The following is a 10,359-nucleotide window of genomic DNA, read 5'->3' as shown; positions in this document are numbered from 1 at the left end:
ACCAGCGTTCCCAAAGAATATGATATCTATATTATTTTCAATAATTTGAGAAGTATCTTTTGATGTTTCCTCATTATACTTCGGTTCTTTAGAAAAATTCAACATAAAGAACGATATAACAGCCATCACAATTAGTACACAGACAGCCAGTATCCATTTTCTACTAGATCTGACCGGCTTTGACTTTATGAATCGCTCTTTTAATACGTCATAGAACTCATTAAAATAATATCTATTATATTCCTGTCCATTTTTCTTCACAACTCCCGACACATCCGAAGGCAATCCCTCTGAAAATCCCTTCACTCCTGATAAAAAGACAGGAATTATATTCTTATTTTTTGCTAAAGCATACGCTAGTTCATTCCTCAACCAAACTTTTTGAGGATTAAAGTTCACATCTAATGTACGTTCTGAATTTCCCAGGACTGGCTCATGGGAAATGGGAAAAAGATATCACGATGGAGCATGTCATTAAAGAAAACAGATTCGCTAGTTTTATCTATCCATTTGTTGATGATAGAGCCGTATTCAATTGGACAGTACAGCCTGACGGAAGATACTGGGCGGATGAAGATGGCTATGGGATGACAGATGACAATCAAGTCACCCTATACGCACTCTTTTAATAAGGAAGGGCGTTTTATTACGTTATTTTCCGATCAGGTTCCTGACCAAATTAAATACTATATGAATACTCTAAAGAAGGATAAGGACGCCTCTTTAGAGTTTATTTGGCACCGTTCACTATTAGATAGATATAACTACCGTTACTTTTTTGCTTGTAGTTTCTCTTTAACTTCATATTCTTCATTATCTCATAAAAAAATCGCTCCACCTAAGTTGAATATATGTTTTTCACCTTAAATGGAGAACATACATCCAACTTTAGTAGAACGAAAACTAAAATGTAGATTAAATAAATATTTATGAAAGAACAGGGAATAAACATAGCCTCATAACAGACGATCTTTTATAATCATCCATATGATAAGTTTAGCTTAAATTCACAGTACTTATTTTGCTTTTTTCTTTTTCTTCGCGTTATCCTTCTTACGCATATCCTGATACTTCTTATATTGTTCATCGGTCAGAATGCTTTTTATTTTAGCATCGACTTCCTTCTTTTTCTTTTGCATTTCTTCTCGTGAAGGTTTTTCATCCGATTTATTTTTTGCAGGTTTCATCTCTTCCATTGCAGCTTTAAAATCTTTGGCCTGCTTTTCATTCAGTCCCAAATCGGTAACCATTTTTTCTATGCGTTTCTCTCTATCAGCTTTTCCTTTCTGATGATTTTGAGCCATACATACAGTTGAGCCAATCAATAGTGCAACTGCCAAACTTAAAATTTGCTTTCTCATAATTCTAAATATCATATTAAGTGAGTAATGTATGTTAGACCTCACAAAAGCTTGAAAGTTAATTCTACGATGAAAAGAAAATCTGCTTTTTTACATTATTTATTGTTTCTCCACATTATAAATATTCAGCCGGATATGAGTGTCATTCAATTATTTCCATTACTCTTCCCTACCTCCTCCTAGTGCCTGATACAAATTGATTATTCCTTGTATCTCCTGAAACCGGTTACTCACCTGTGTCAACTGTGCTGTCAGTAGAGTTTGCTGGGCGGTGAGGACTTCAAGATAAGTGGAATTTCCATGTTGCATAAGCAGCTGTGTGCTGGTAACAGCCGTTTGTAGAGAAGAGATCTGACGCTGGTAAAGATCGGATTTATCCCGGGCCGTTTGATTTTGCTTCAAAGCGTTGTTCACTTCAGCACCGGCATTGAGTAGGGTCTGCGTAAAAGACAACTTCGCTTCTTCCTGTTGCGCTTTAGCTATTTTTAGACGGGCTATATTCTGCCCCTTATTAAATAAGGGCTGCGTAAGGGAGCCAACAGCTGACAGCAACAACTTACCCGGATTCATAACCACCTCACCTACTCCATTTGTCCACCCGGCAGAACCGCTGAGGGTGATGGATGGATAAAAGGCAGAGCGTGCCTCATTAGTCGTGTAAAAGGCTTGCGCTAAAGCCAATTCTGATGATCTGACATCAGGACGATTAGCAAGAAGTTGTAAAGGGATACCTACGGATAAATCCTGTGGCAAAACCTGTCCGTCCAGTGTGCCACGACGGATAAATTGCGGAGTTTCTCCCAGCATCAGACAAAGACTGTTTTCCGCCTGCCTGATTTGTTCCTTTAGATCCAAAACAGTGGTACAGATGGAATAGTAGGTGGCTTCGGTTTGTGCCAAACCAGCTTCATTACCTTGACCGGCATTCTTCAAAGCTTGCATAACGCGTACACTTTCTTTCCATTTTACTTCTGTTTCCTCGGAGATGGCCAATTGAGCATCCAGCATTAAAAGTGTGTAATAGGTATTCGCCAGATTGGCTATCAACTGCGTCTTAACAGCGAGTTCATATTCCTGACTTTGAATATAAAGAGCTTTAGCACGACGGTTGGCATTCGTCAGCCGACCGAAGATATCAATTTCCCAAGAGGAAGTAATAGGCAGGGAATAGCTCTGTCCAGCTTTCCCCTTATCGAAACTACTTACAGTGCCCTGCGGTGAAAAAGCGAATGAGGGCAGATAAGCCAGGCGGGCCGAACTAAGCGAAGCACGGGCTTCTTCCACTCGCCAGTGAGCGGACTGTAGATCAGTGTTATTCCGCAACCCCTGCTCAATGAGGGATTGCAGATGAGGATCGACGAACAATTGACGCCAATTCAACTTGGCAATATTATGAATTGTATCAGAAACCGTTTCCGCCGCCCCAAAAAGATCTTCGGGGACGGTCGTTGCCGGTTGATATTTTGTATAGATGCCGCAACTACTCAGCATGAGCGTCGTTATGGCAAGGGTGATGATATTTCTTTTCATTTCTTCTTATTCTCCAAATATTGTTTTCTTTCTTCATCGGCTTTCTCCACCTCTTCCTTTATCTGCCAGTCGGCAACAGTGGCATCAAACTGAATCGGTCGCACTTTCTCCTGTATTGCCTGGAAGACAATAAACATAGCCGGCACAATGAATAACAGTGCCAATGTACCCACCAGCATACCGCCTACCACACCCGTACCGAGTGAACTGTTTCCGTTGGCTCCTACGCCAGATGCTAACATCAGAGGTACCATACCGAAAATCATAGTCAGCGCTGTCATAAGAATAGGACGCAAACGATCTTTAGCAGCAATAAGCGCAGCAGACGTCAGACTCATACCGGCACGACGGCGCTCGGTAGCATATTCGGTGAGAAGAATAGCTGTTTTTGCCAACAGACCGATAAGCATGATAAGTCCCGTTTGCAGATAGATATTATTTTCCAATCCAAGCAATTTGGCAAAGAGGAAGCTACCCATCAATCCGGCCGGAACACTAAGCAGGACGGCAAACGGAACGAAGAAACTCTCATAAAGCGCACTCAATAGCAGATAAACCATCAATAGGCAGATAGCAAAAATCACGATGGTGGTATTACTCTGATTGCTCTCCTCTCGCGCCAGTCCGCCAAAATCGAAATCATAGTTGGCGGGAAGCACACGGGCAGCAGTTTCCTGTACAGCACGGATGGCTTCACCCGAACTGTACCCTTCGGCAGGCATGGCATTGAGTGCAATGGAGTTATACATATTAAAACGGTTCAGGCTCTCGGCTCCATATACTTTGGTCAGTGTGACGAACTGACTCAACGGTGCCATCTCTCCATTGCTCAAGCGAACAAAATGACGGTTGAGCGAAGCCTCATCCAAACGATAATTCGGATCAGCTTGCACCATCACACGATAGACGCGCGAAAAGCGGTTAAAGTTACTGACATAGCTACCTCCATAATATCCCCCCAAGGTAGAAAGTACCTCATCAGGCATGATTCCGGCACGCAGACACTTAGCAGCATCCACATCGACCTGCCACTGGGGATAGTTGATTTCGAAAGATGAAAAAGCCATTGCCAGTTCAGGCCGCTGATTCAAAGAGTCGATAAACTGGCGAGTGATGCTGAAAAACTCGGTGAGATCACCTCCGGCCTTGTCCTGCATCTGGATATCGAGCGCATTACCCATATCATAACCAGGTATCATACTCGGAGCCATGGCAAAAACTGTGGCATCCTTAATATCCCCGGTACGGGCATAAATCTGTCCGATTACTGCCTGTACATGGTCTTCTTGCTCCGGCCGCTCATCCCACGGGGTGAGACGAACAAAGAAAATACCGGAAGAATTACCCGCACCACCCATTGACCAACCGGTCACTTTGAGTACCTGTTTCACCTGTGGGATTTGCTGAATACGTTCTTCTACACGGTTCATAATGCCATCGGTAGCATAGAGTGAGTTACCCGGCGCAGTGGATACGGCAACAAACACCAGTCCCTGATCTTCATCGGGCACAAGGCCTGTTTTGGTGCTGTTCATCAACAAGGTAAGGATTACGACTGTCCCGGCAACAAAGGCGCCTGTCAACCATTTGCGACGGATAAAGAAGAGAACTCCTTTTTTATACCGCTCTGACAATGATTCGAACGCAATGTTGAACGCACGGCGGAAACGGGCTGCGAAGTTTTGCTTCTGTGTACCGTCCTCATTGGTATAGGGTCGCAGAATCAAGGCGCAGAGGGCAGGACTTAGTGTCAATGCATTGATGGTAGAAATACCTACCGCCACAGCCATTGTCAGACCGAACTGCGTATAGAATGTACCCGAAGTCCCACTCATGAAAGACACCGGAATAAATACCGCCATAAACACCAGTGAAGTGGTAACGATAGCACCCGACAGTCCTTTCATTGCATCCACACTGGCCATATAGGGCGAACGGTAGCCGGAATCGAACTTGGATTGCACTGCCTCGACCACAATAATGGCATCATCCACCACTGTACCGATGACCAGCACTAATGCGAAAAGCGTAATCAAATTGATACTGAATCCTACCAACGCCATGAAAGCGAAAGTTCCGATAAGAGAAACAAAAATACCCACCAGCGGAATAAGTGTAGAACGAATATCCTGTAAGAAAACATATACCACAAGGATTACCAGCAGAATCGCTTCAATCAGTGTCTTCAATACCTCATGGATAGAGGCGAAGAGAAATTCGTTAGTACTCATCAGCTGGGTTATTTCCGCCCCTTTGGGGAGACGTTTGGAAGCGTCTGCCAGAAAAGCGTCAATCTCACGATTAATCTCTGTGGCATTAGAACCGGCAGTCTGATAAACCATACATGACACACCGGGTTTACCATTGAAACTACCTTGATAAGAATACGATTCTTGTCCGAGACTGATGTTGGCAATCTCTTTTAAACGAAGTACCTCACCATTCTTAGTGCTGCGGATCACGATCTCTCCAAATTCTTCGGGAGTCATCAATCGACCGCGGTATTTCATGGTATACGCTTTAGCTTCCTTGGAATTCTCACCAATAGAGCCTGTTGCAGCTTCAATGTTTTGTGAGGCCAGTGCAGCAGTCACGTCGGAAGGAATCAGCTTGTACTGTGCCATGACGTCAGGTTTAAGCCATACGCGCATGGAATAGACACCACCCATCACCTGCACATCTCCCACTCCGGAAATACGCAAGATGGCAGGTTTCAAGTTAATATTGATATAGTTCGAGAGAAAGTTCTCGTCTAATGAGCTATCGGGACTATGCAAGGTAAATATCTGGAGCATACCGTTCTGTCGCTTATTGACACTGACACCCACACGGGTCACTTCCGCAGGAAGTTGTCCAGCAGCTTTTGACACACGGTTCTGTACATTGACAGCGGCCATGTCCGGATTGGTACCTTGCTTAAAGTAAATGGTTATTTCGGCTGAACCGGCATTGGAAGCACTGGAAGTCATATAAGCCATGTCTTCCACACCATTGATGGCTTCCTCCAACGGAGCGATGACACTCTTCTGCACCGTTTCAGCACTGGCACCGTCGTATGCAGTGTACACCTGAACAGTAGGCGGAGCAATATCAGGATATTGCTCCACGGGTAGGGTGAATAACCCGATAATCCCCACCACTACAATCACAATGGAAAGGACGGCGGAGAGCACAGGGCGTTCTATAAATATTCGTAAGTTCATTGTTTCTTCAATTTTGAGTTAGTTACTTCTTCTTTGTTATCGGCATTCCATCCTGTAGTAGTCCGACACCTTCTGTCACGATTTCATCCCCTACGGAAAGTCCGTTCGTCACGATGTAATCCTGTCCACCGTCCACACGCTCCACACTTATTTGGGTAGAATGCGTTTTGCCATCCACTACCTTATAGACAAAGACCTTGTCCTGCACTTCGTAAGTTGCTGCACGAGGAATGATGATACCGTCTTTGTAGACCGATGGAACCACCACATTTCCCGAGCTTCCACTATGCAGCAGTCCGTTCTTGTTGGGGAATGCTGCCCGTACACTGACGGTTCCTGTCGAAGCATCCACTACTCCGCTGATAGTTGCTATGGTACCTTTTTCTTCGTAGGTAGTCCGGTCATTCAGCACCAGTTCGATGGCAGGCATCGACTGCAAAGCCTTCTCTTTAGAACCATATTGGCGAATGAGTCCTAAGAGTTGATTTTCCGTCATTGAGAAGTAAACATACATGTCCGAGTTGTCTGATACGGTAGTTAGTGGCTGTGCCATTCCGGCACTAACAAGTGTACCAACGCGATAGGGAAGTGTACCGATCACTCCATCCGAGGGACTTCTCACTTCGGTGTAGGAAAGGTCATTGGCAGCACTCAGCTCCTGCGCTTTGGCTTGTGCGCGTCCGGCTTTTGCCATCAACAGATTATTCTCGGCCGTTTTCAATTCATAAGCCGAAATGACGTTTTGAGCAAAGAGTTCTTTCTTGCTATCGTAGGTCAGTTGTGCCGTAGCCAATGTTGCATCGGCTGCTTCCATATTCGCCCGGGCTGTGGCCAAAGCTGCCTGATAGGGAACCTGGTCGATGATGAAAAGCACTTGTCCACATTTCACCGCCTGTCCCTCATTTACACACAATCGGGTGATGGTTCCCGTCACCTGCGGAAAGATAGCAATATCCTGCTTACCCTGGATAGCTGCCGGGTATTGGGTAGAAAGAGTTTTATTGACTGGTGCCACCTGCATCGTCGCATATTCCGATACAGACTGCGAATATTCTCCTCCTCCGTTCTTGCATCCTGCAAGAGCAAGTAGTGTTGTCAGCATGAAGATTTGCCACATTTTGTTTGTTTCCATTTTCATAAAATTCAATGTATTATAGTGATTGATTAGTTCTCACAAGAGCGGTGCAAAAGTAGGTGTCAGCGCCCGCTCCCGCAATGTAATTCTGGTCAAAGCCGGATTTTTGGGGGACGAAACCGCAGAGATAAGTGGTGAAACGGAATGAATGAAGCCAAATACCTATCCCCTCCATATAAAGTTGTGATGAAGATGTAATGCTATTTGGTATTATTTACTACTTTTGCCCAAACAAAGATAAGAGTCCATCCTAATAAATAGACTTGCATTTCAGACTTGATTACGCAGTTATGATAAGAAAACGTATTTATCTCACAGCCGCAATATCCCTGCTTGTAGTAAGCTTTTCCGCTTACTACCTCTATCGCGTGAACCGCTCCGCACGCAGCCGCCTGGAGTATGCCAACGGACTCATTGAAGTGAATCCACGAAAAGCACTGGCAGATGTGGAACAGATAAACCGTACTTTCTTGAGCGAAAGGAACTATATGATGTGCGATTTAGTAAAAGCCGGTGCTCTCATCGGCATACAAGAATATCTTGTGCCGGATTCGCTACTTAACATCGTCAGTCCTTACTTCAAATATAAAGCGGACTCACTACACCTGACAGAAATATATTACTACCGGGGCGAGATAGCCCGTCATTCTAATTTCCTGCTTGAAGCCGTAGAATATTTCACCCTCTGCACACAATACAACAACGATGTGTACGATCTTCGCGAACTGAACTTCTACCTCAACAACTTCAAAGGGCAGGTTTACCACACTAAACACATGATGAAAGAAGAGAAAGAGGCCAAACTCGCCGCCCTCTCTCTGGCCAGGGAACTAAACAATCCCTCTCTCATTGCCGAAGCCTACTCTGAACTCACCCACTATTACGCCCGGACAAATGATGGCGATGAGAGTATTCCTCTGCTCAAAACTGCTTCTATGAAAGGTTACTCCGGCTCCTTGCAAGCTCGGTTATTATTCCTCCTTAGCGAAAAATATGCCGACAAGCACATGCCTGACTCCGCTCGTATCTATGCTCTGCAAATCCCGCATTTATATCAGGACTCAGTCGACTATCTGCTCGGCAAGATACATTCCGATCTTCAACAAATCGATTCCGCTCGTTTTTACCTAAACCGAAGCAGTCAGAGCAACAACCCCTTCATCTGTCTGAAAGCCTATCGCCAGTTGACTGATCTGAATATACGTACCGGTTCTCTCAATGGTGTATCAGACTGCTTGGAAAGGCTGACGCACTATCAAGCACAGATAGACAGCGTCGCTTATAACAAGGACCTCGCTCAAATTGAGAATGTGGACAAACTTCGAAAAACGATCCGTGACTCCGAAGTCGCAGAGGCAGAATACTACCGATACAGGGTCTTCTATTGCTGGATTATTGTCATTGCTTTTACCGTCATCCTCATTCTAATGTCTATCTCCATTGTTCTGCAAAAGAAGAAAAAAAATCTGCAACTGAAACGTCAGCAATCACGTCTTGATGCACTGAAGATGCAGATAGACCCGCATTTTATATTCAATAATCTTAGCATCCTGCTCGACCTAGTAGAGACGGGAGATGCCACAGCTCCCATCTACATCAAATGTCTCTCCAAAGTTTACCGGCATATCGTAGCTAATGTCGATAAAAACCTTTCATCCGTTGCTGATGAATTATCCAGTTTGGAGGCTTATATCTTCCTACTCAAAATACGTTTTGAGGATGCCATACAGGTAGAAATACAAGTACAGGACGCTATCCGCGAGAGACAGATCCCTCCCATTGTATTGCAGATGTTACTGGAAAATGCCATCAAGCACAATCAAGTGTCGGAAGAAGCACCGCTATTCATCCGTGTATATTCCGACGGGGATAAATTGGTAGTGGAAAACAACTGTAAACCTCTTACTCCGAACTCTTCCACCCACCACATCGGGCTGCGAAATATCAAAGAGCGGTATCAGCTCACTGGTGCTCCCGCCCCTGAAATCTATCAGGATGAACACATCTATCGTGTCACCCTTTCAACGCTTTAAACGAAATGATAAATTCCATGAAAGTTCTAATAATAGAAGACGAAAACCACAGTGCCGAACGCCTGCAACGCTACATCCGCACACTGCACCCTGATTACGAAATTTCCGGCATCACCAAGAGTATTGTCCAAAGTATAGATTTCCTCCAACGGGAGCAGCCGGATCTGATATTCTCCGACATCCGCCTACAGGATGGATTAAGTTTCGACATTTTCCGCCAAATAAAGATAGTCTCGCCCATCATTTTCACCACTGCCTATGACCAGTATGCTATACAGGCATTTAAATTCAATAGTATCGACTATTTGCTGAAACCCATCGACTCGGATGAATTGGAAGCGGCTATACAAAAAGCGACAGAAAGAATATCCCGCTCATCTCCTGTGACCACTGCTCCAAAGCTGGAACAGCTATTGGAATACCTGGGTGGGGCTGTCCCTACCCCTCATTATCGGGAAAGATTTTTGGTGTCTCGCAAAGATGAATATATCACTATCGAAGTCCAGAACGTCTGTTTCATCCACTCTCAACAGAACATAACCCGCCTTTATCTGACGGATGGCACTTCTGCTACCATTCCTTACACATTGGACCAACTGGAAAAGGAAATGAACCCTGCTTCTTTCTTCCGTGCAAACCGTCAGCATATGATACAAGTGAGACATATTAAGAAAGTCAGCAACTGGTTCAACTATAAATTAAAGGTAGAAATGAATGGGTATCCGCAGGAGGAAATTTTGATAAGTCGGGAGAAAGCTGCTACATTCAAGAAATGGCTGGACAAATAACGACTGGCTTGCTCTAAATTTATTGATGACATCAATGATTTGCTGCAGTGTCCTACCCAAAACTTCATTCGCCTGAATTGGCTTCCGCTTGAGAAATAGTTTTTCTTGGTTACCCATAAAAAAATAGCTGAAAATCATACGATTAACAGCTATTTTAAGTACCCAGACCCGCATTTGAAATTTTAAACACCCACAAATGGAAACAAATCTAATTCATAGTTAAAAAACGACATATACAACTATATATCAATATATTATGCGAATCAGTATTTGATTTATTAGTTAAAAATTAGCGTAATTAGTGCGATG

8 protein-coding genes are annotated in these 10,359 nt (G+C 44.1%); 3 read left to right on the top strand and 5 right to left on the bottom strand.

Features of this window, described 5'->3' with window-relative positions; translation table 11 throughout:
- Window positions 1-399: hypothetical protein (locus ACT8YW_RS19665; RefSeq protein WP_444106877.1), on the bottom strand; the 399-nt coding region annotated here is incomplete at its 3' end.
- 5 nt (window positions 400-404) lie between these two features.
- On the opposite strand from ACT8YW_RS19665, the gene ACT8YW_RS19660 reads away from it, so the two are divergent.
- On the top strand, window positions 405-629 hold the full coding sequence (locus tag ACT8YW_RS19660) for a hypothetical protein (protein ID WP_444106876.1): 225 nt from the start codon (window positions 405-407) through the stop codon (window positions 627-629).
- Between the two features lie 387 nt (window positions 630-1,016).
- On the opposite strand, the gene ACT8YW_RS19655 is transcribed toward ACT8YW_RS19660, so the two are convergent.
- The 4 genes from ACT8YW_RS19655 to ACT8YW_RS19640 form a co-directional block, all read right to left on the bottom strand.
- Window positions 1,017-1,361, bottom strand: a complete 345-nt coding sequence (locus ACT8YW_RS19655) for a hypothetical protein (protein WP_009000942.1) — start codon at window positions 1,359-1,361, stop codon at window positions 1,017-1,019.
- A 159-nt stretch (window positions 1,362-1,520) separates the two neighbouring features.
- A complete protein-coding gene (locus tag ACT8YW_RS19650; RefSeq protein ID WP_117936318.1) occupies window positions 1,521-2,891 on the bottom strand; it encodes a TolC family protein in 1,371 nt (456 codons plus the stop codon).
- Window positions 2,888-6,094, bottom strand: a complete 3,207-nt coding sequence (locus ACT8YW_RS19645; protein WP_444106875.1) for an efflux RND transporter permease subunit — start codon at window positions 6,092-6,094, stop codon at window positions 2,888-2,890. Before ACT8YW_RS19645 ends, ACT8YW_RS19650 begins: the two co-directional genes overlap by 4 nt.
- Before the next feature lie 22 nt (window positions 6,095-6,116).
- Window positions 6,117-7,226 (bottom strand): efflux RND transporter periplasmic adaptor subunit, encoded by a 1,110-nt coding sequence (locus ACT8YW_RS19640; protein ID WP_444106878.1) that lies wholly within the window; start codon window positions 7,224-7,226, stop codon window positions 6,117-6,119.
- Window positions 7,227-7,519: 293 nt separating this feature from the next.
- Between ACT8YW_RS19640 and ACT8YW_RS19635 the strand changes: the two genes are divergently transcribed.
- Both ACT8YW_RS19635 and ACT8YW_RS19630 read left to right on the top strand, forming a co-directional pair.
- Complete coding sequence (locus tag ACT8YW_RS19635) at window positions 7,520-9,262, top strand: tetratricopeptide repeat-containing sensor histidine kinase (protein WP_444106874.1); 1,743 nt, start codon at window positions 7,520-7,522, stop codon at window positions 9,260-9,262.
- A gap of 17 nt (window positions 9,263-9,279) precedes the next feature.
- On the top strand, window positions 9,280-10,050 hold the full coding sequence (locus ACT8YW_RS19630) for a LytR/AlgR family response regulator transcription factor (protein ID WP_165860937.1): 771 nt from the start codon (window positions 9,280-9,282) through the stop codon (window positions 10,048-10,050).
- Window positions 10,051-10,359: the final 309 nt, after the last annotated feature.

The organism is Bacteroides sp., from assembly GCF_052357945.1.
GTDB lineage: Bacteria > Bacteroidota > Bacteroidia > Bacteroidales > Bacteroidaceae > Bacteroides.
Note: the sequence above shows the minus strand (reverse complement) of the source record. Positions and strands in the feature narration are given on the sequence as shown.